Origin of the sequence: Actinokineospora spheciospongiae (assembly GCF_003182415.1) — a bacterium.
In the GTDB taxonomy this organism is placed as follows: Bacteria; Actinomycetota; Actinomycetes; order Mycobacteriales; family Pseudonocardiaceae; genus Actinokineospora; species Actinokineospora spheciospongiae.
The window spans coordinates 535,605-555,517 of the sequence record NZ_QHCP01000002.1; the positions used below are offsets into that span (position 1 = coordinate 535,605).

Consider the following 19,913-nt stretch of genomic DNA (forward strand, 5'->3'; position numbering starts at 1 on the left):
CAACCCCGCCACAAGCACCCCAAAGGCGCAGCCGCCCAGCCACAGGCCGCTGAATGGCGCAGCCCAGCCACAACCCCCCAGAAGCGCAGCAAGCAGCAGATCAGCCCGCGCGCGACATCCGCTGCTGCATGGCGTGCTCCACCAACGTGATCAGCGTTTCCTTCGTCGAATCCCGATCCCGAGCGTCAGTCGTCACGATCGGCACCGAAGGCTCAACCGTCAACGCGTCCCGCACATCGTCGATCCGATGGTGCAACACCCGGTCGAAGCAGTTCAACGCGATCACGTAAGGCAGCCCGCGGTCCTCGAAGAAGTCGATCGAAGCGAACGCGTCGGCCAGCCGCCGCGTGTCGACCAGCACGATCGCGCCGATGGCGCCGCGCACCAGGTCGTCCCACATGAACCAGAACCGGTGCTGCCCGGGGGTGCCGAACAGGTACAGGATGAGGTCGGAGTCCAGCGACACGCGCCCGAAGTCCATGGCGACGGTCGTGGTGACCTTGTTCGGGGTCGACGACAGGTCGTCGACGTCCACGCTGGCCTCGGTCATGACGGCCTCGGTGGTCAGCGGGACGATCTCCGACACCGAGCCGACCAGGGTCGTCTTGCCCACGCCGAACCCACCGGCCACGACGATCTTCGCCGAGGTCGTCGGCTGCGGGGATGCGCCGCCGCGCGCGCTGAGGGGACTAGAGCCTGCGGAGCCCACTGAGCACCCTTTCCATGAATTCGATCGACGGCCGGTCGCCCACGACCATGCCGCTCTGGTGGATCGAGACGAGGCCCATGCCCGCCATGTCGCCGATGAGCACCCGCGCGACGCCCAGGGGCAGCCGCAGGTGCGCGGCGACCTCGGCGACGGAGCGGGTGTCCAGGCACAGGCCGCAGATGGACCTGTGCTCGGGACGGACGGCGGCGTCGGGTACCCGGCCCCGGTCGCTGGTGGAGACCAGCGCCTCGATCGCCAGATCGTAGTCGGAGCGGGTGCGCCCGCCCGTCTTGGTGTACGGGCGGACCAGCGACCCGGTTTCGTGCGGTGCGGAGTCGTAGAAGTCGCCGTGTCCACCGAAGTTCCCAGAGTCACCGAAGTTCCCGGAGTCACCGAAGTTCCCACGGTCTCCGAAGTTCCCGGGGTCTCCGAAGTCGGTGAAGGCCGCCGGTGCGGCGAAGTCGGGCTGTTCGGGCTCCGGGTCCAGGTCGGCCACCGCGGGGATCTCCTTGCTGTCCCAGTCTGACTGGGACGGGATGCCCGCGTCGACGCCGGAGTCGCCGTAGAGGGTGGCGCTCGGGCCGCCGAACAGCCTGGCCCGGAAGCCGTCGATGTCGAACCGGTTCGGCGGTTCACCGAATTCGGTGTCGGAGAGGTCCTCCCACCCGCGCTCGGACATGGTCGTCTGCCTCCGCTCAGGCTCACCCATCAGCTTGTCCCGGGGATCGTCGATGTCCCGGTCCGGCTCGAACAGCTCCCGCCGCCCGGCCGCGCGCCGACCCGTGCTCATCGCTCGCCCACCCGTCTCGCCACCGTCTCCACCCGCTCAGTACTCCGTCATCGGCACTGTCACCGGCGCTGCGTGCCCTGCAACTGCGCGCGCAGCTCGGGGGTCATCTGCTGGCCGACCCGCTCCACGAGCAGGGTCATCTCGTACGCGACCAGGCCGATGTCGCAGTTCGGCGCGGCCAGGACGGCCAGGCAGGACCCGTCCGAGATCGACATGAGGAACAGGTAGCCGCGGTCCATCTCGACCACGGTCTGGTTCACCCCGCCCGCCTCGAAGCAGCGCGCCGCGCCCGCGGTGAGGCTCACCAGGCCGGAGGCGACGGCGGAGAGCTGTTCAGCGCGGTCGCGGGGCAGGCCCTGCGAGCCCGCCAGCAGCAGCCCGTCGGCGGACACCACCACGGCGTGCGCCGCGCCGGGGACCTGACGGACGAAATCGGTGATGAGCCACCCGAAGCTACCGGGCTGGTGTACTGACGCGGTCGTCACTCCTGCTCCTCGTCTTGGCGGCTCTCGTCAGAACCGGTCTGGTCTCCAGGGTAGGCGTCGACGAGGGCGTGCCGCCCCCGCCTCACACCTTGCTGGAAGCTGGACATGCGACCGCGGACGGCGTCCGCGGTGCGGGGCGGGAGCGGAGGCGCCGCGGCGGACTGCTCCGCGGTCTCCTCCCTGGGGGCCGCCGACCCGGGCACGAGGTGTGCCTTGGGAACGCGTTTCGGCAGGCCCGCCGTGGTCATGGTGTCCGAGGTGGTGTCCAGCAGGGCCCTGGCCCGCTGCCACCCGTCGTCGCCGGGCGACTGCCAGGCGGCGGCCCTGGCCGAGGAGATCCGCTCGGCCTCGGCGTCCTCGGGGACCTCGGGAGCGTCGGTGGTGTCGCGGTGTTCGTCCTCGGCGTAATGGCCGGGGGCGTCCTGGGGGTCCCGGTGCCCTTCGTCGCCGTCCGCGGCGGGGTCGTGGGCACCGTTGGTCGAGCCGTTGGTCGAGCCGTTCGCCGAACCGCCGCCCGGGGCGTCGAGCCCGGCCAGCGGGTGCGGGGTGGAGCCGGAGTCGGTGGCCTCGAACCACTGGGAGAGCACGGCCTCGTAGATCGGCAGCCGCTCGGTCGGGGCGTCGAGGTCGCCGCGGTCCACCGGCTGCGGGGCCGGGCTGTCCTCGCGGCGGGTGAACGGCGCGTAGGCGTCGAAGCCGCCGTCGCGGCCGAAGCCGGTGCTGTGCCCGTTGAGGTCGGTCTCGGTCCGCTCCTGCGGCTCGGGCTCCTCGACCGGGAGCGGGCCGAACAGGTCGTAGCCGCTGTCCTCGACGCCCGGGCCGTTGTCCGGCTCGGGGTCCTGGGCGCTTGAGCGGCCGAAGGTGGAGATGTCGGTGCCGGAGAAGTCGAAGCCGTGGCCGTTGAGCCGGGCGCTGACCTCCTCCGGGTCGGCCGGGGGACCCCAACCGCCGGTGTCCTCGATGCTGTCGCGCAGGCCGAACTGCGGCTCGAAGGCCGGGAAGCCCGCGAGGTCGTCGGCGGAGCGCTCCACCGGGGACTCGGCCAGGATGCCGCCCTCGGCCTTGGGGGTGCGGTCGCGGTTGGCCCCGCCGAAGGCACCGGCGATGCCGCTGGCCTTGACCGCGGTGTCGCCGAACCCGGCGGTCTGCTGGATGGCGCTGCCGCCCGCGCCCGCGCCGGTGGAGACCAGCGCGGCCGGGACGGTGATCCGCGAGATCAGCCCGCCCTCGATGTCCTCGTTGTCGCGCAGCCGCACCTTGATCTCGTGCCGCTTGGCCAGCCGGGCGACCACGTACAGGCCCATCCGGCGGGTCACCGCGACGTCGAGGTCCGGCGGGTCGGCGAGCCGGGCGTTGGTCGCCTCGATCTCGTCGGCGGTCATGCCGACGCCGGAGTCGGTGATCTGGATGGCCAGTTCCTTCTTGCGGGTCATGGCCATCCGCACGTAGACCTTCTTCTCCGGCTCGGAGAACGAGGTCGCGTTGTCCAGCAGCTCCGCGATCAGGTGGACCAGGTCGGACACCGCGCGGCCCTGCACGGAGATCTCCGGGGCCGAGAGCACCTCGATCCTGGCGTACTGCTCGACCTCCGAGACCGCCGCGCCGACGACCTCGGCGGCGGGGACCGGCCGGGAGAGCTGGCGGCTGAGCCCGGAGCCGGAGAGCACCAGCAGCGACTCGGAGTTGCGCCGCATCCGGGTCGCCAGGTGGTCCAGCTCGAACAGGCTGGCGAGCTGGTCGGGGTCCTGCTCGTCCTGCTCCAGCCGGTCGATCAGCGAGAGCTGGCGCTCGACCAGGGTCTGCGACCGGCGGGACAGGTTGACGAAGATCGAGTTGATGTTGTCGCGCAGCAGCGCCTGCTCGGTCGCCATCCGGACCGCCTGGTCGTGCACCGCGTCGAAGGAGCGGGCGAGCTGGCCGGTCTCCTCGCGGGTGAACACCGGGACCGGGTCGACGGCGTTCTTCGACGCCTCCACCGGGTCGGGGTCGGCGAGGATGCGCTGCACCGTCTCCGGCAGCCGCCGGTTCGCCACGTCCAGGGCGTCGCGGCGCAGCACGCGCAGCGGGACCAGCAGCGAGCGGGCGACCAGGACGGTGACGCCGAGGGCGAGCAGGATGGCCAGCAGCACGATGGCCGCGTCGCGCCAGGCGGTGAAGGCGGCGTCGTCGGCGGACTGCTGGGCCCGGCCGCGCAGCTTCTCGAGCAGCGAGATCTCGACCCGGCGCATCGAGTCGGCGGTGACCTTGGCGTCGTTGATCAGCCGGGCGCCGTCGATGTTGAGCGGCCTGCCCTGGTCGGCGTTGTTCAGCGCGGTCTGCACGACCCGCGCGCGGTCGTCGACCTCGAAGCCGGAGAAGGTGTCGGCGAAGAACTGGGCCTCGACCGGGTCGGCGTTGGCGCGGAAGTTGCCGATGGCGGCGTTGTAGCCGGCCTCGGCGGCCCTGGCCTGCTCCTGCATCCCGGCCGGGAAGGCGCCGCGCGCCGCGGCGATCATCAGGATGGAGTTCTGCCTGCTGAGGAACTCCTTGGCCTGCACGATCGCCAGCGAGGTCGCGCCGAGCCGGGAGATCTCCGACTGGGCCAGCGTGGAGGTGAACTCCGCGCCCGCGGCCAGCACGTTCTCCAGCAGCGCGCTGTAGGCCCGGTAGACGGCCACGTCGGGGTAGGAGCTCGCGGTCGACAGCGCCGCGTTGCGCACCGCGCCGACGGCGCCGAGGCGGCCCGCGAGGTCGGCGAGCAGCTCGCCGTTGGCGGTGGAGCTGGCGGCGGCGGCCTGGGTCAGCTTGTTCAGGCTGGCGTTGGTGCGCTGGATCTGGCCCTGCATGGGGGCGGTGTCGCCGGTGCGGTTGCCCGCCACGAACGCGACCACCATGTTCCGCTCGCCCTGCAGGTCGTGCACCAGGGCGACGACGTCGAGGGTGGCGGTGATGCTGGTGGAGGCGTCGTCGAAGGTGGACGCGCGGTCGAGCTCACCGGCCGCGCGCAGCACGCCGAGGGCGATGGCGGTGATGATGGGGACCAGCAGGACGGCGATCAGCTTGGTGCGCAGCCGCCAGTTGCGCAGCCGCCAGCGCGAGCCGCCCTCGACGATCTTGCGACCGGAGCTCCTCGCCTTGGCCGCCGCGCCCGCTTCTGCCTCGGACGTGGTGGGCCCACCGGTGTGGTCGGGCACTGCCAGCACTCTCCCTGCATCTGAGCCAGTAGCCCGTCGAGTCGGTGGCCGGCTTCGCACGGACAACTTCGCAGCAGGGGGACGGTCGCGTCACCGACTCCTGACGCGAGCCCGCCGGGTTGGCCGGATTCGACCGAATCCGGGTTACCGACCGGTACCGCGCCAGCGCCTCCGTGCTGCTCGGCAGAGCGTACCCCTGACTGTGGACACAGAAGGTAGCGAAGTCCACGTTCCGATGTAACCCTTCCAGGGCATCATCACAGGGAGTGGCCAACCGTTAGCCCAGTCGATCACTCGGACGCGTTAGGTAAACGCTGTTTACGCTAGGGGCTCTTTCACCCGTTTGGCGCTAAAACGGTGGGTGACCTTGGAAAAAAGTTACTTACGGTAAACCCCAGGTCAGATGCCCTATCGAGTTCGCCCAGACGGGCCAACAGAACCGCCCGATTCAGTGAGAGAGTTCACCAGCAGATACCTGGTGCGCACTCATTGTGACCCGCAGAGCAAGTCTCTACAGTGCGTCTCGGTCCAGGGGGAACCGCACCTCGGCAAACCACGTGCTCCTACGAGGAGAGGCTCCAATGCTTCGACGCTTTACCAGCGGACGGGTCCGCACCCGCCTGTCCGTCGCCGCCATGGCGATGACCCTGGCCGCCACCGTCAGCGGCTGCGGCCTGCTCGGCGGCGACGACTCCGGGGACTCCGCCGCCCAGTCCGGTGGCGGGTCGATCGAGAAGACCAAGATCAAGGTCGGGGTGCTGCCCGTCGTCGACGTCGCGCCGTTCTACCTGGCCGTCGAGCAGGGCTACTTCAAGGAGGAGGGCCTCGAGGTCGAGCCCGTGGTGATGGGCTCCGGGCCCGCGGCCATCAGCGGCATCCTCAACGGCGACCTCGACATCGCCTTCGCCTCGTACCCGGCGCCGCTGCTCGCGCAGAGCACCAAGGTCGCCGACTTCAAGATCGTCGCCGACGCGCTCGCGGCCAAGCCCGGCCACCTCGTGGTCGTCGCCCCGCCGAACTCCTCGCTGAAGAAGCCCACCGACGCGCCGGGCAAGCGGATCGCCATCACCGCGCGCAACAGCATGACCGACCTGGCCCCGATGTCGGTCCTCAAGACCGAGGGCGTCGCCTACGACCAGGTCCAGTGGGTCGAGATGCCCTTCCCGAACATGATCACCGCCATGCAGAACGGCGAGGTCGACGGCGCGGTCACCGTCGAGCCGTGGGTGACCATCGCGGAGAAGCAGCTCGGCGCGACCCCGGTGTTCGACGGCGCCTCCGGCCCCACCGCCGAGATCCCGATGTCGGGCTTCGTGGCGGTCAGCGGCAACGGCAAGTTCGCCACCACCAGCCCCAACACCATCGCGGCGTTCCAGCGCGCCCTGGGCAAGGCGCAGGCGCAGGCCACCGACCGGCCGAAGATGGAGCAGATGTTCGTCAAGTACGCCAAGGTCGACAAGGAGACCGCGCAGCTCGTCACCATCTCCACCTACTCCACGTCGCTGGAGGCCAACCGCATCCAACGGGTCGCCAACCTGATGAAGGAGTTCGGGGTGATCAAGGGCGACCTCGACGTGGCCTCGATGATCCCGAACGCGGGCACCACCGGCAAGTGACCGGGCAGCGGACGGGCTCGCGGGCCGCCGCGGGGCTGGTCGGTCTGGTCGGCTTCTTCCTGGTCTGGGAGGTGGCCAGTCGGACCGGCCTGGTCCCGGCGTACTACCTGCGACCCCCGTCGGTCGTGCTGCCCACGGTCGTGCGGCTGCTCGGCGACACCGGGTTCCTGCGGGCGCTGGTGGCCACCGTGTTCGCCACGCTGATCGCGGTGGCCGTCGCCGTGGCGGTCGCGGTGCCCGCCGGGCTGCTGCTGGGCAGCGTCACCTGGGTGCGCCGGGCGGTGATGACCCTGGTCGAGTTCCTGCGGCCGATCCCGTCGGTGGCGCTGATCCCGCTGGCGCTGCTGACCTTCGGCACCGGCCCGGACACCAAGATCACCCTGGCGGTCTACGGCGGGCTGTGGCCGATCCTGTTCAACACCATGTACGCGCTCGACGAGCTCGACCCGCTGCACGTGGAGACCGCCCGCGCCTTCGGCGTCGGCAGGCTCGGCGTGCTGGGGCGGGTGGCGCTGCCCAGCGCGGCGCCGTTCGTGCTCACCGGCATCCGGCTCACCTTCGCCATCTCGCTGGCCGTCGTGGTCAGCGTCGAGCTGTTCTCCGGCGGCACCATCGGGCTCGGGCAGTTCATCCTGGAGGCCAGCTCGGGGGCCTCGCAGATGGACGAGGTGCTGGCCGCGACGGTGCTGGCCGGGCTGATCGGGTACGGGGCCAACGCGGGCCTGGAACGGCTGAACAACCGGTTCTTCGCCTGGAACGCGCGCGGGGGTGGGCGGTGAACCTGCTCAAGGGGACCGCCCAGCGCTGGGTCGTGTTCGTGGTCGCGGTCGCGCTGTGGGAGCTGGTCACCCGCGCGGCCGACGACGTGTTCTTCCCGCCGCCGACGACCATCGCCGAGGCGGCCGGGCAGATCTGGTTCTCGCCGCTGTTCGGCGAGCACGTGGTGCCCGGCGTCGGCCGGATGCTGCTGGGCTGGGCGCTGTCGGGGGTCATCGGGGTCGCGCTGGGCATCCTGCTCGGCCGCTCCCGCACCGCGATGGCCTACCTCGGCCCGACGTTCAACTTCATGCGCTCGATCCCGCCGCCGCTGCTGGTGCCGTTCTTCGCCGCGACCATCGGGGTCACCTCGATGCAGCTGCCGACGATCGTCTTCGGCGCGGTGTGGCCGGTGCTGCTCAACACCGTCGACGGCGCCCGCGCGGTCGACGACACCAAGGTCGACACGGCCAGGGCGTTCCGGCTCAGCGGGCCGCAGTGGCTGCTGGGCGTGGTGCTGCCCTCGGCGCTGCCGAAGGTCTTCGCGGGCCTGCGGCTGAGCCTGTCCATCTCGCTGATCCTGATGGTGGTCTCCGAGCTGGTCGGCTCGATCAACGGCATCGGCAACCAGCTCGTGCAGGCGCAGCGCGACTACGACCTGCCGACCATGTGGGCCTGGATCGTGCTGCTCGGCGTGCTCGGCTACCTGTTCAACACCCTGCTGCTGCTGGCCGAGCTGCGCGCCCTGGCGTGGCAGCCGCGGCACTCACCCGAAGCCCAGTCCCTCGCGACCGGAGGATGACCGTGACCCCGACGATGCTGCAGGTCACCGACCTCGGCCACACCTACCAGTCCAAGGACGGCCCGTACGACGCCATCGACGCGCTCGGCTTCACCGTGGCCGCGGGTGAGCTGGTCTGCGTCGTCGGCCCGTCCGGGTGCGGCAAGTCGACGCTGCTGCGCACCGTCGCCGGTCTGATCCGCCCCTCCCGGGGTTCGGTCAGCCTGCACGGCACCCCGGTCGACGGGGTGCCGGAGGACCTGGCGGTGGTGTTCCAGGACTACAGCCGCTCGCTGTTCCCGTGGCTGACCGTGCAGCGGAACGTGGAGTTCCCGCTGCGCGGGCTGCCCAGGGCCGAGCGAGCGGCCCGCGCGGCCGAGGCGCTGGCCGCGGTCGGCCTGGAGCGGGCGGGCCGCAAGTACCCGTGGCAGCTCTCCGGCGGGATGCAGCAGCGGGTGGCGATCGCCCGCGCGCTGGCCTACCGCCCGGCGCTGCTGCTGATGGACGAGCCGTTCGCCTCGGTGGACGCGCAGACCCGCTTCGAGCTGGAGGACCTGCTGCTGCGCGTGCGCCGCGAGCAGGACACCACCATCCTGCTGGTCACCCACGACATCGACGAGAGCGTGTACCTGGGCGACCGGGTGCTCGTGCTGTCGAAGTCCCCGGCGTCGGTGGTGGCGCAACTGCCGGTGGACCTCGGCGAGCACCGCGACCAGATCACCACCCGCGCCAGCGACGAGTTCGTGGAACTGCGCGCGAAGGTCGCCGGGCTGCTGCAGGGCGTGCCGCAGACGGAACCGGTGGCCCCCTAGACCGTGCTCGGACAACGGGAAGGCCCCGGCGGGGTTCCGCCGGGGCCTTCCCGTTGTCCGAGCACGTGTCGACAGCCGCCGCTACTGCTTGTCCTCCAGGCAGATCACCCTGGCGGGTTCGGTGTAGATGCGGCCGTTGTTGGTGTTCGGGGCGCCCGCGCAGGCTTCCTGCTCGGACTTGCCCTCGATGACGTCGAGCACCTCGGTCTGGGCACCCGCGCAGGTGGCCTTCCGCGCCTTGTCGACCGAGTCCAGGTCGTTGAAGCACTCGCCCTTCTTGGCGTTGAGCACCAGGCACAGCGAGAAGTCCGAGCCGCGACCCTCGCTGGTGTACTGCTGGTAGTCGCCGTCGGGGCACTCGGCGGAGGCGCTGTCGAGCTTCTTGGCGACCTGGAGCACGGCCTCGTTGCTGCCGCAGTCGATCTTCTCGACGTCGGCGTCGGTGGTGCTGGCGTTGTTGACCTTGATGCAGTCCCCGGCGTCCGCGCTGGCCGGGCTCTTGGTCAGGTTGACGACGGCGAGGACGCCGATGACCACCACGACCACGGCGACGATGGCCAGGCCGATCAGGCGGCCCTTGCTCTTCTTGGGCGGGGCGGGCGGCGGGCCGGGCGGCATCGCGCCCGCCTGCACCGGCTGCTGGCCGAACGGGGGCGGCGGCTGCTGGCCGGGCACGCCCTGCGGCGGGGTGCCGTACTGCGGCTGCCCACCCGGCGGCGTGCCCGGGGCCTGGCCGTATTGGGGCTGACCGCCCGGGGCTTGGCCGTACTGCGGCTGACCACCCGGCGGGGTGCCGGGGGCCTGCCCGTACTGGGGCTGCCCACCGGGCGGGGTCCCCGGGCCGTACTGGGGCTGACCGCCCGGCGGGGTGCCGGGGGCCTGGCCGTACTGCGGCTGCCCCCCGGGCGGGGTGCCCGGGCCTTGGCCGTGCGGCGGCTGGCCCTGGGGACCGGGCTGACCCGGCTGCTGCGGGTTCGACATCGTGCACCTCATGCGCTTCGTCAACAGGAGTTCGCGGGGCCGCCCGGTCACCTGCCCCCCAAGACTCGGACCGCACGGGCGTCGCAATCTAACGTGCGGATCGCGCGGGCATGACACGAACCGACCAAACCGGATGCCGGTCACCGACAGTGAGCGTCCGAACGCGAGGGTGCGCGCCCGCTCAGGTCCCCGGCGTTTCCAGGCAGTAGACGACCGGCGGTTCCGGGTAGCCCAAGCCGTTGCCGCCGGGGCAGGGCGCCGGGTCCGAGGAGCCCTCGATGACCCTGGTCACCCGGATGGCCTCCGCCGCGGTGCAGTCAGCCAGGCGGAAGGCGCGGTTCTCGTCGTCGGGCTCGTAGCAGCCGCCCTCGCGGAAGTTGGGCATCAGGCAGCGCAGCGCGCCGCCGTCGCGCAGCTCCCGGTAGGCGCCCTCCGGGCAGCCCGCCGCGCTGTCCCCCGTGGACGCGACGCGGAAGGTGGCCTCGTCGTCGTCGCAGGACAGCGGGGTGAGCGCGGCGCTGTCGTCGTCGCCCGCGACCGAGGCGCAGTTCCCGGCGTCGGTGCTCGACCCGGGGGCCACGTACCGCAGGAACAGGAACGCCACCACGAAGATGCCCACCGCGATGGCCGCCACCGCCCACGCGGGCAAGCGCTTGCGCGGCGTGCGGGCCACCTCCCCGCCTTCCCCGGAACCGGTGTCGGGCTCGGCCGACATGGCGGGGATGAAGTGGGGTTCACCGTCGGGGTCGTGGTCCTTCTGCTCGTCCATGCGTGGCCTCTCGCACTCCGGGGCCTGCGACGGTAGCGGGCCGGGGAGGGTGGGAGTAAGCAGGCACCCGACGGCGTTTGACAGACTGAATCCCCAGTCGAGCGTAGGGAGCGACCGCACCGTGACCGACGGCCCGCTGATCGTGCAGTCCGACAAGACGCTGTTGCTCGAGATCGACCACGCCAGTTCCAACGACGCGCGGATCGCCATCGCGCCGTTCGCCGAGCTGGAGCGCGCCCCCGAGCACGTGCACACCTACCGGATCACCCCCCTGGCGCTGTGGAACGCGCGCGCCGCCGGGCACGACGCCGAGCAGGTGGTCGACGCGCTGTCGTCGTACTCGCGCTACCCGGTGCCGCAGCCGCTGCTGATCGACATCGTCGACACCATGGGCCGGTTCGGGCGGCTGACGCTGCAGAACTCCCCGGTGCACGGGTTGACCATGGCCTCGAACGACCGCGCGGTGCTCGAAGAGGTGCTGCGCAACAAGAAGATCGGCCCGATGCTGGGCGAGCGCATCGACGACGACACCGTGGTCGTGCACCCCAGCGAGCGCGGTCGGCTCAAGCAGATGCTGCTCAAGGTCGGCTGGCCCGCCGAGGACCTCGCCGGGTACGTCGACGGCGAGGCGCACCCGATCGCCCTGCGCGAGGACGGCTGGCAACTGCGCGACTACCAGCGGATGGCCGCCGACTCGTTCTGGGCGGGCGGCTCCGGGGTGGTCGTGCTGCCCTGCGGGGCGGGCAAGACCCTGGTCGGCGCGGCGGCGATGGCCAGGGCCGAGGCGACCACGCTGATCCTGGTCACCAACACCGTCTCCGGCAGGCAGTGGAAGCGCGAACTGGTGGCGCGCACGTCGCTGACCGAGGACGAGATCGGCGAGTACTCCGGCGAGCGCAAGGAGATCCGCCCGGTCACCATCGCCACCTACCAGGTGATCACCCGCAAGTCCGGGGGCGAGTACCGGCACTTGGAGCTGTTCGACTCCCGCGACTGGGGCCTGGTGGTCTACGACGAGGTGCACCTGCTGCCCGCGCCGGTCTTCCGCATGACCGCCGACCTGCAGTCGCGCCGCCGCCTGGGCCTGACCGCCACCCTGGTCCGCGAGGACGGCCGCGAGGGCGACGTGTTCTCCCTGATCGGCCCGAAGCGCTACGACGTGCCGTGGCGCGACATCGAGCAGCAGGGCTGGATCGCCCCGGCGGAGTGCACCGAGGTCCGGGTGACGCTCACCGACAGCGAGCGGCTGTCCTACGCGGTGGCCGAGCCGGAGGAGCGCTACAAGCTGTGCTCCACGGCGCAGACGAAGATCCCGGTCGTCAAGCAGATCCTGGCCAGGCACCCGGACGAGCCGACCCTGGTCATCGGCGCCTACCTCGACCAGCTCGACGAGCTGGGCGCGGCCCTGGACGCCCCGGTCATACAGGGTTCGACGAAGAACAAGGAGCGCGAGGTCCTGTTCGACGCGTTCCGCAGGGGTGAGCTGCGGACGCTGGTGGTGTCGAAGGTGGCGAACTTCTCCATCGACCTGCCGGAGGCCTCGGTCGCGGTGCAGGTCAGCGGCACCTTCGGCTCCCGCCAGGAGGAGGCCCAGCGCCTGGGCAGGCTCCTGCGCCCCAAGGGCGACGGCCGCCAGGCGCACTTCTACTCGGTCGTCTCCCGCGACACCCTGGACACCGACTACGCCGCGCACCGCCAGCGCTTCCTCGCCGAACAGGGCTACGCCTACCGCATCTGCGACGCCGACGACCTGCTGGGCCCGCCCATCCCCGAAATCGGCTGAGCGCAGCGAAGTCGATTGAGATCCCGGTGCCCTGTCAGCCCACGAGCACAGTCGGCTGAGCGCAGCGAAGTCGATTGAGATCCCGGTGTTCTGCTGGCCCACGAGCACAGTCGGCTGAGGTTTCACCCGGCACGCGCCGGGTTAATCCAGGGGTATGAGCGAACCGGTCGACTTCAGCGAGCACGACACCACCGGGCGGCTGGCCGAGCACAGCAGGCAGACCCTCGACGAGGCGAAGAAGGCCGCTGACGAGGCGCTGGGCGACCACGCCGAGCCCGACCCCGTTCCCGACGCCGACGGCCCCGAGCGCCCGGGCCTGCCCGGCTGATCCCGACCGCCGACCACCGCCGCTCAGCGGTGGTCGGCGAGCACGGCGTCGCTGAACGGCGGCCACGCCTCGACCGCCCACGGCCCGAACGCCCGGTCGGCCAGCGCCACGCAGGCCAGCCCCGCTTCCGGGTCGACCCACAGGAACGTGCCGGACTGTCCGAAGTGGCCGAAGGTGCGCGGCGAGTTCCCCGCGCCGGTCCAATGTGGACTCTTCCTGTCCCGCAGCTCGAACCCCAGCCCCCAGTCGTTGGGCCGCTGGCTGCCGTACCCCGGCAGCACGCCGTTGAGCCCGGGGAACACCACGGTCGTCGCCTCGGCGAACAGCTCACCGCTGACCAGCGTCGGCGCCTGCAACTCCGCCGCGAACAGCGCCAGGTCCGCGCACGTCGACACCGCCCCCGACCCGGCGGACCCCTCCAGCGCGGTCGACCCCATGCCCAGCGGCTTGAGCACGCCCTCGGCCAGGTAGTCGGGGAAGGCGATCCCGGAGGACTCCGCCACCGCTTCCGCCAGCACCTCGAAACCCGCGTTGGAGTAGATCCGCCGCGTCCCGGGCTGGGCCTGCACATCCCGCGAGTCGAAGGCGTACCCGGCGGTGTGGGCGACCAGGTGCCGCACGGTCGCCCCCGGCGGCCCGGCGGGCTGGTCCCACTCGACCGCGCCCTCCTCGGCGGCCACCAGCACGGCGTAGGCGGTCAGCAGCTTGGTGACCGAGGCCAGCGGGTACCGCCGCTCCTGGTCGCCGTGGCGCTCGCGCACCCGCCCCCCGGCCACCACGGCGGCGGAGGCGTTGTCGACCGGCCAGTCCTCGATCAGGCGCATGGCCCCGACCCTACGTTCGACCCGCGCGGCGGCGGCTGCCAGGTCGGCGCGGCGGTCAGTCGCTGATGGCGGCCAGGGCGATGACCTTGGTGATGCGTCCGAAGACCAGCAGCTCGCCCGGCACGGCGTTGCGCCTGCCGTACTCCTCGGCCCGCTCCTCGCCCATGTACCGCCGGGCGATCACCGTGCTCCAGCGCAGCAGGTCGTCGGGGTCCTCGGAGATCTCGGCGACCGCCTGGAACTGCACGTAGGCGTACGGCTCCCGCTCCAGGTCCACGCACAGCGCGAACCGGGGCTCGCGGCGCAGCGCCCTGCCCTTGACGGTGTCGGCGCCGGTCATGAACACCAGCCGGTCGCTGTCCTCGTCGACGACGAACCAGATCGGGGCGACGTGCGGGCTGCCGTCGGCGCGGACGGTGGCGAGCTTGCCGGTGCGGGTGCCGTGGTGGACGAACTCCAGCCACTCGGCCCGGTCCATCTTGTGCATGTCCGCCAGCCTCCCAAAGGCCCGGCGGCGGCGCAGTGCCAGGATGTCCGGGTGCCCCCTCTGGTCTACTCGATCCCGATGCGCACCCGCTTCCGGGGCATCACCGTCCGCGAGGGACTGCTGCTGGAGGGCGCGCGCGGCTGGGGCGAGTTCTGCCCGTTCCTCGACTACGACGACACCGAGTCGGTCCCGTGGCTGGCCAGCGCCCACGAGGCCGCCGACGAGGGCTGGCCGGAGCCGGTGCGCGACCGCGTCCCGGTCAACTGCACGGTCCCCGTGGTCACCCCCGCCCGCGCCCTGGAGATCGTGACCGCGTCGGGCTGCGCCACGGCGAAGGTCAAGGTCGCGGACCCGGGTTCCCCGCTGTCTGCCGACCTGGACCGGGTCGCCGCCGTCCGCGAGGCACTGGGCCCCGGCGGGCACATCCGGGTGGACGCCAACGGCGCGTGGGACGTGGACACGGCCGTGTCCGCGATCGGCGCGCTGGCCAGGGCGGCGGGCGGGCTGGAGTACGTGGAACAGCCGTGCCGCACGGTCGAGGAGCTGGCCGCCGTGCGCAGGCGGGTGGCGGTGCCGATCGCGGCGGACGAGTCGATCCGCCGAGCGGAGGACCCGCTGCGGGTGGCGGTCGCGGGCGCGGCGGACATCGCCGTGCTGAAGGTGGCCCCCCTGGGCGGGGTCCGGCGGGCACTGGCGGTGGCGGAGGCGTGCGGGCTGCCGTGCGTGGTGTCCTCGGCGGTGGAGAGCAGCATCGGCTTGGCAGCGGGCCTGGCCCTGGCGGGCGCCCTCCCGAACCTGGAACACGCCTGCGGCCTGGCGACGATGGCCCTGTTGGCGGGGGACACCACGCCGACCTCGTTCACCCCGGTCAACGGCCACCTGCCGGTCCCACGCACCCCGCCCACCCCGGACCCCACCGTGGCGGCCGACGCGGAGACCACGGCCCGCTGGCTGGACCGGTTGGCCCGGGTGGAACGGCTCAGGGCCGGGTGAGCCCCGCCTGACCCGCCCCCAGGCTCAGCACGACCCCATCGGTGCGGGCCAGGGACTCCGCCCGACGCGGGGCAGCGGCGTCGGCGGTCAGGTCGCGCAGCCGGATGGGCGGCCCGAGGTCCACCACGGTCGGGATGTACTCGGCCTTGTCGACCACCCACCCACCCGCCCCCTCGGCGAAGTGGAACCGGGCCATCGCCCCCTCCTCGGTCACCCCCTTGGGCTCCTCGTGCCTGGCGACCTGGTTGCCCAGGCCGTAGGCCACCCACTTGCCGTTGACCTGCTCGAACGGCTGCACCACGTGCGCGTGGTGCCCGATGATCACGTCCACGGCCGGGTCGGCGAGCACCTCCCGCGCGATCCGGCGCTGACTCGCGGTCACCTCGTGCTGTCCCTCGGTCCCCCAGTGCAGGCTCGCCACGACCACCTCGGCCCCCACCGCCCTGGCCGCCCGCGCGGCAGCCACCACGTCAGCGCTGTCGAGCGTGTTGACCATCCACGGACTGCCCGGCGGAGTGCGGGTGCCGGTGTTGAGCCCGAAGGTGAAGGACACGAACCCCACCTTGACCCCGGCCACGTCCCGCACCAACGGCTTGGCCGCCTCCGCAGCCGTCCGCGCCGACCCCGTGTGGGTGACCCCAGCGGCGTCCAGCGCGTCCAGGGTGGAGGTCACGCCGCCAGCGCCTTGGTCAAGGGTGTGGTTGGAGGCGGTGGAACAGGTGTCGAAGCCACTGGCGGCCAACCCCGAAGCCAGTTCGTTGGGCGCGACGAACCGTGGATACCCCTCGGCAGCACCCCCAGGCGCCGCGATCGGCACCTCCAGGTGGCACACCGCCACATCCGCCTGGTCCAACACCGCTTTGACCCCACCGAACAACGGCGCGAAACCACCATCGGCCCGTGCCTGCTCGCTCAAAGCCGGGTGGATCAGCACATCACCCCCCGCAACCAGGGTGAACCCGGGCGGCTTCGGCGCACCACTGGTGACCGGCAGCCCACCCGCCCCCGCCATCGGATCAGGCGGCACCTCACCAACGGTCGGATTGCCCGTGCACCCCGCGAGGAGCACCCCGCAGGCCAGTCCCCCCACCACCCGCTTCCACACGCAGCGACCCTAACCCACCATCGAGTGTCACCCGTTCGCCCCAAAACCCGCCCCCCAAACCACCCACCCAACAAACCGCCAGCCCGGCGAGCTAACTGCCCGGGTGGGTGGATGTGCTCGGCAGCCAGCCACCCCCGCAACCGGCGGCCCGGCTACGCCCCGGCCCGGGTGGGTGGAGGTGCTTGGCCAGCCGACCACCCCGAGAACCGGCGGCCCGGCGAGCGAACTGCCCGGGTGGGTGGATGTTCTGAACGCAGGCCAGCCACCCCGAAACCGCCGGCCTGGCGAGCGAACTGCCCGGGTGGGTGGATGTCCTGAACGCAGGCCAGCCACCCCGAAACCGCCGGCCTGGCGAGCGAACTGCCCGGGTGGGTGGATGTCCTGAACGCAGGCCAGCCACCCCGAAACCGCCGGCCTGGCGAGCGAACTGCCCGGGTGGGTGGATGTCCTGAACGCAGGCCAGCCACCCCGAAACCGCCGGCCTGGCGAGCGAATGCCCGGGTGGGTGGATGTGTTTGGCCGGGGGTGGCGATCATGTGACAGCCTGCCTGGGCGGTGGGGCATCTTTTCAGCCCCACCTGACGCACTGGAGCACATGATCGCCATAGGGGCCCCGGCCAAACACATCCACCCACCCGGGCACCCACGACAAACGACCGGGCCCCAAAAACGGCGCGCGGCGAAGCACATCCACCAAACCGGGCCAAAGCCACAGACACGGCGAAGCAGATCGGCCACAGATCCCCAGCACCACCTACCCGTGGATTCGCCCAGACCCCTCGGTCAGCCGTTCCCCACCCCGCCCCCACCGCAACGCGATGATCTCCGCCGCGATCGACACCGCGGTCTCCTCCGGCGTCCGCGCCCCCAGGTCCAGCCCGATCGGCGAAGCCAACGCCGAAAGCTCCACCTCACTCACCCCCGCGGCGCGCAACCGCGCCATCCGGTCCTCGTGCGTGCGCCGAGACCCCATGGCCCCCACGTAGCCGAGCCCCCCGCGCAGCGCCACCTCCAACACCGGCACGTCGAACTTCGGGTCGTGCGTCAGCACGGTGACGACCGTCCGCCCGTCCACCCGGCCCGCCGCCGATTCCGCGGCGAGGTACCGGTGCGGCCAATCCACCACGACTTCGTGCGCCCCGGGAAAGCGCGATGCGGTCGCGAAAACCGGCCGCGCATCGCACACCGTCACCCGGTATCCGAGGTAGGCCCCCATCCGCGCCATCGCAGCGGCGAAGTCGATCGCCCCGAACACCAGGAGCCGGGGCGGCGGCTCGAACGAACTGACGAAGACCGACAGCCCCTCCCCCCGCCGCTCCCCGTCCACCCCGTAGTGCAGCGTCGCGTTCCGCCCCGACGCCAGCAGCCCCCGCGCGTCGTCCACGACAGCGGCGTCGATGCGGGCGTTCCCCGTGCCCCCCACGTGGTCCCCCGCCCGCACGACGATCCGCCGTCCGGTGAGCGCCGGATGAGCGACCACCGTGGCCACCGCCACCGGCTCCCCCGCCCGCACCGACTCCACCACCGCGGGCAACTCCGGGTAGCCCACCGGGTCCACCCGCTCGACGAAGATGTCGATGATCCCCCCGCAGGTCAGCCCCACGGCGAACGCGTCGTCGTCGCTGACGCCGTAGCGCTGCAGCACCGGCCTGCCGGTCTCCAGCACCTCCCGCCCCGACTCGTAGACCGCGCCCTCGACGCACCCCCCGGACACGCTGCCCGCGACGCTCCCGTCCTCGGCCACCAGCATCGCCGCCCCGGCCGCCCGGGGCGCCGACGAGAAGGTCGCCACCACCGTCGCCAGCGCCACCGCCCGCCCCCCGGCGTGGTGGCGCACCAGTTCCTCCAGCACGTCCCGCACGCGCACCTCCCTCGGCCACCAGCCAAGCACCACCCCACCACCGAACGCCAGCACCCCACAGCACTCCCGCGTGGACAGGGGTCCGCGGCCGCCCCGTCCCCGTGGGCGCGTCAGCCGCCGAGGGCGGCGAGCCAACCGAGCACGGTCAGGATGAAGTGCGGTTCCATCGCGAAACCTCCTCCCGGTACTTCCCGAACGCCGGGGAATCCTTTCCCGGCGCCGACCTCCGTGGCCGTGCCGGAAGATTCACACGGACCGGAAAGGAGTTCCGCGTACGATGACTCACAACGCGGAACAACCCGCGGAACCACTTCCCCCACCGACCCCGCCCGTGCGCCGGGTGTTGTGACGGCGGGGCCGCGGTGGTGCGCACGGCGTCGCGCCGGTCGGCGGGGGCGGGCGGGTGCCTACCATCGGACCGGCGTCGGTCAACCCGGGGCAACGGCCGGTCAGGTGGGGGTTCCGCGTGGACATCCGGGAAGCGAACGAGGGCACCTTCTGGGCCCTGCTGGACCCCGAGCAGCGCGGCTGGGTGCGCGCCGCCGCCACCGCCCGGCGCTTCGAGCCCGGTGACGTGCTCATCCGGGAGGGTGACCGCGGCGACTGGGTCCTCGTATTGGCCTCGGGGCGGGTCAAGGTCGTGGCGGCGGGTCCGGCGGGGCACGCGGCGGTGCTGGCCGTGCGCGGTCCCGGGGACATCCTCGGGGAGATGGCGGCCCTGGACGGCAGCCCCCGGTCGGCGACGGTGACCGCGGTGGAGCCGGTGGTGGGCCTGCACGTCCCCGGGGAGCGCTTCAGCGCCCTCCTGGTGGACCACCCGGCGGTCGCGGCGATCCTGCTGCGCATCGTCACCAGCAGGCTCCGCTACGCCAACCAGCGCCGCATGGACCACGCCGACGCGGGCACCGCCCGCAGGCTGGCGGCCCTCCTCCTGGAGCTGCACGACCGCTACGGCCGCCGCGCACCCGATGGCGTCACCATCACCCTCCGGGTCACCCAGAGCGACCTGGCGGGCCTCATCTCCGCCTCCCGCGAGGCGGTGACCAGGGCCCTGCGCCCCCTGCGCGACCGGGGTGTCCTCACCACCGGCAGGCAGCGCCTGGTCATCCACGACGTGGAAGCCCTCCGCCGCGCCGCCCGGTGACCCCGCACGGAGCCACCCACCCGCCGAGCGCCGGGGGTGGCCGCTACTCGGGGGTCACGTCCGCGACCAGGTCCGCCAGCACGGCCCGGCAGTCGGCGAGGGCGCGGCGGCCCTTCTTCGTCGTCCGGTAGCGGCGGACCCGCCTGCCGTCGAGCACCTCCGTGCGCGACTTGAGCAGCCCGGCCTCCTGCAGGCGGTGCAGCAGCGGGTACAGCGTCCCCGGTGACACGCGGTGGCCCGCATCGGCCAGGTGGGTGGTGAGGACGGCGCCGTGGAGTTCGTCCTGGGCCGCCAGGTGCAGGACGCGCAGGCGCAGCGCCCCGTTGCGGAAGTCTTGGACCACATCCATCGGCCGAGGATATCAGTTCCCGATATCGGGATGCGAAACCGGCGGACTTCCATGCCAGCAAACATGATTCTTTCCAATATCGGAAGGCGATACCGGGAATCGCTTGCGCGAAAGGGGCGTTACACGTAACTCACACGTGTGAAACATGACACGAAGACCCCCACCGG

At 72.0% G+C, this 19,913-nt stretch carries 19 protein-coding genes; 8 read left to right on the forward strand and 11 right to left on the reverse strand.

Features of this window, described 5'->3' with window-relative positions; all coding sequences use genetic code 11:
- Nucleotides 1-100: 100 nt before the first annotated feature.
- The 4 genes from DFQ13_RS06110 to DFQ13_RS06130 are packed head-to-tail and all read right to left on the reverse strand — an operon-like array spanning nt 101 to nt 5,157.
- Entirely contained in the window at nt 101-709 is a 609-nt protein-coding gene (locus DFQ13_RS06110) for a GTP-binding protein (protein WP_035289027.1), read from the reverse strand.
- The gene (locus DFQ13_RS34805) at nt 690-1,499 is read right to left on the reverse strand and encodes a DUF742 domain-containing protein (protein ID WP_233438278.1); all 810 of its coding nucleotides are present in this window, start codon (nt 1,497-1,499) and stop codon (nt 690-692) included. Before DFQ13_RS34805 ends, DFQ13_RS06110 begins: the two co-directional genes overlap by 20 nt.
- A gap of 59 nt (nt 1,500-1,558) precedes the next feature.
- Nucleotides 1,559-1,984 (reverse strand): roadblock/LC7 domain-containing protein, encoded by a 426-nt coding sequence (locus DFQ13_RS06125; protein WP_035289023.1) that lies wholly within the window; start codon nt 1,982-1,984, stop codon nt 1,559-1,561.
- The gene (locus DFQ13_RS06130) at nt 1,981-5,157 is read right to left on the reverse strand and encodes a sensor histidine kinase (RefSeq protein ID WP_110079123.1); all 3,177 of its coding nucleotides are present in this window, start codon (nt 5,155-5,157) and stop codon (nt 1,981-1,983) included. The genes DFQ13_RS06125 and DFQ13_RS06130 overlap by 4 nt, the downstream gene beginning before the upstream one ends.
- A 581-nt stretch (nt 5,158-5,738) precedes the next feature.
- On the opposite strand from DFQ13_RS06130, the gene DFQ13_RS06135 reads away from it, so the two are divergent.
- The 4 genes from DFQ13_RS06135 to DFQ13_RS06150 are packed head-to-tail and all read left to right on the forward strand — an operon-like array spanning nt 5,739 to nt 9,122.
- Complete coding sequence (locus tag DFQ13_RS06135; protein ID WP_084176370.1) at nt 5,739-6,773, forward strand: ABC transporter substrate-binding protein; 1,035 nt, start codon at nt 5,739-5,741, stop codon at nt 6,771-6,773.
- Entirely contained in the window at nt 6,770-7,552 is a 783-nt protein-coding gene (locus tag DFQ13_RS06140; RefSeq protein WP_233427889.1) for an ABC transporter permease, read from the forward strand. The genes DFQ13_RS06135 and DFQ13_RS06140 overlap by 4 nt, the downstream gene beginning before the upstream one ends.
- Entirely contained in the window at nt 7,549-8,331 is a 783-nt protein-coding gene (locus DFQ13_RS06145; RefSeq protein ID WP_052021953.1) for an ABC transporter permease, read from the forward strand. The genes DFQ13_RS06140 and DFQ13_RS06145 overlap by 4 nt, the downstream gene beginning before the upstream one ends.
- 14 nt (nt 8,332-8,345) lie before the next feature.
- Nucleotides 8,346-9,122: an ABC transporter ATP-binding protein gene (locus DFQ13_RS06150; protein ID WP_084176374.1), complete on the forward strand. Its 777-nt coding sequence runs from the start codon at nt 8,346-8,348 to the stop codon at nt 9,120-9,122.
- A gap of 81 nt (nt 9,123-9,203) precedes the next feature.
- Here DFQ13_RS06150 and DFQ13_RS33605 read toward each other — a convergent pair whose 3' ends face one another.
- Nucleotides 9,204-10,103 (reverse strand): LppU/SCO3897 family protein, encoded by a 900-nt coding sequence (locus DFQ13_RS33605; protein ID WP_181399861.1) that lies wholly within the window; start codon nt 10,101-10,103, stop codon nt 9,204-9,206.
- Between the two features lie 181 nt (nt 10,104-10,284).
- Nucleotides 10,285-10,872 (reverse strand): LppU/SCO3897 family protein, encoded by a 588-nt coding sequence (locus DFQ13_RS06160; protein ID WP_110079124.1) that lies wholly within the window; start codon nt 10,870-10,872, stop codon nt 10,285-10,287.
- 121 nt (nt 10,873-10,993) lie between these two features.
- Between DFQ13_RS06160 and DFQ13_RS06165 the strand changes: the two genes are divergently transcribed.
- Nucleotides 10,994-12,655 carry a DNA repair helicase XPB gene (locus DFQ13_RS06165; RefSeq protein WP_110079125.1) on the forward strand — a complete coding sequence of 554 codons (1,662 nt, stop codon included), beginning with the start codon at nt 10,994-10,996 and terminating at the stop codon, nt 12,653-12,655.
- 154 nt (nt 12,656-12,809) lie between these two features.
- Entirely contained in the window at nt 12,810-12,983 is a 174-nt protein-coding gene (locus DFQ13_RS33610) for a hypothetical protein (protein ID WP_161784537.1), read from the forward strand.
- Between the two features lie 23 nt (nt 12,984-13,006).
- On the opposite strand, the gene DFQ13_RS06170 is transcribed toward DFQ13_RS33610, so the two are convergent.
- Nucleotides 13,007-13,807 carry a serine hydrolase domain-containing protein gene (locus DFQ13_RS06170; protein WP_110079126.1) on the reverse strand — a complete coding sequence of 267 codons (801 nt, stop codon included), beginning with the start codon at nt 13,805-13,807 and terminating at the stop codon, nt 13,007-13,009.
- 55 nt (nt 13,808-13,862) lie between these two features.
- Nucleotides 13,863-14,294, reverse strand: coding sequence for a PPOX class F420-dependent oxidoreductase (locus DFQ13_RS06175; RefSeq protein ID WP_110079127.1), 432 nt, complete (start codon nt 14,292-14,294; stop codon nt 13,863-13,865).
- A gap of 51 nt (nt 14,295-14,345) precedes the next feature.
- Between DFQ13_RS06175 and DFQ13_RS06180 the strand changes: the two genes are divergently transcribed.
- Entirely contained in the window at nt 14,346-15,287 is a 942-nt protein-coding gene (locus DFQ13_RS06180; protein WP_267897640.1) for an o-succinylbenzoate synthase, read from the forward strand.
- Here DFQ13_RS06180 and DFQ13_RS06185 read toward each other — a convergent pair.
- On the reverse strand, nt 15,274-16,299 hold the full coding sequence (locus DFQ13_RS06185) for a CapA family protein (RefSeq protein WP_110079128.1): 1,026 nt from the start codon (nt 16,297-16,299) through the stop codon (nt 15,274-15,276). The genes DFQ13_RS06180 and DFQ13_RS06185 overlap by 14 nt on opposite strands.
- Nucleotides 16,300-17,146: 847 nt before the next feature.
- Nucleotides 17,147-18,253 carry an XdhC family protein gene (locus DFQ13_RS06190; RefSeq protein ID WP_035277559.1) on the reverse strand — a complete coding sequence of 369 codons (1,107 nt, stop codon included), beginning with the start codon at nt 18,251-18,253 and terminating at the stop codon, nt 17,147-17,149.
- A 466-nt stretch (nt 18,254-18,719) separates the two neighbouring features.
- Here DFQ13_RS06190 and DFQ13_RS06195 point away from each other — a divergent pair, with 466 nt between their 5' ends.
- Nucleotides 18,720-19,397: a Crp/Fnr family transcriptional regulator gene (locus tag DFQ13_RS06195; RefSeq protein WP_110079129.1), complete on the forward strand. Its 678-nt coding sequence runs from the start codon at nt 18,720-18,722 to the stop codon at nt 19,395-19,397.
- Between the two features lie 43 nt (nt 19,398-19,440).
- On the opposite strand, the gene DFQ13_RS06200 is transcribed toward DFQ13_RS06195, so the two are convergent.
- Nucleotides 19,441-19,746, reverse strand: coding sequence for a PadR family transcriptional regulator (locus DFQ13_RS06200; RefSeq protein WP_035277552.1), 306 nt, complete (start codon nt 19,744-19,746; stop codon nt 19,441-19,443).
- Nucleotides 19,747-19,913 lie beyond the last annotated feature (167 nt).

Bases quoted from the DNA above. Each gene is read 5' to 3' on its own strand.
- DFQ13_RS06160 (WP_110079124.1), bottom strand. From the start codon at position 10,872: ATGGACGAGCAGAAGGACCACGACCCCGACGGTGAACCCCACTTCATC.
- DFQ13_RS06185 (WP_110079128.1), bottom strand. From the start codon at position 16,299: ATGGCGGGGGCGGGTGGGCTGCCGGTCACCAGTGGTGCGCCGAAGCCG.
- DFQ13_RS33605 (WP_181399861.1), bottom strand. From the start codon at position 10,103: ATGTCGAACCCGCAGCAGCCGGGTCAGCCCGGTCCCCAGGGCCAGCCG.
- DFQ13_RS06150 (WP_084176374.1), top strand. From the start codon at position 8,346: ATGCTGCAGGTCACCGACCTCGGCCACACCTACCAGTCCAAGGACGGC.
- DFQ13_RS06175 (WP_110079127.1), bottom strand. From the start codon at position 14,294: ATGCACAAGATGGACCGGGCCGAGTGGCTGGAGTTCGTCCACCACGGC.
- DFQ13_RS06200 (WP_035277552.1), bottom strand. From the start codon at position 19,746: ATGGATGTGGTCCAAGACTTCCGCAACGGGGCGCTGCGCCTGCGCGTC.
- DFQ13_RS33610 (WP_161784537.1), top strand. From the start codon at position 12,810: ATGAGCGAACCGGTCGACTTCAGCGAGCACGACACCACCGGGCGGCTG.
- DFQ13_RS06135 (WP_084176370.1), top strand. From the start codon at position 5,739: ATGCTTCGACGCTTTACCAGCGGACGGGTCCGCACCCGCCTGTCCGTC.
- DFQ13_RS34805 (WP_233438278.1), bottom strand. From the start codon at position 1,499: ATGAGCACGGGTCGGCGCGCGGCCGGGCGGCGGGAGCTGTTCGAGCCG.
- DFQ13_RS06170 (WP_110079126.1), bottom strand. From the start codon at position 13,807: ATGCGCCTGATCGAGGACTGGCCGGTCGACAACGCCTCCGCCGCCGTG.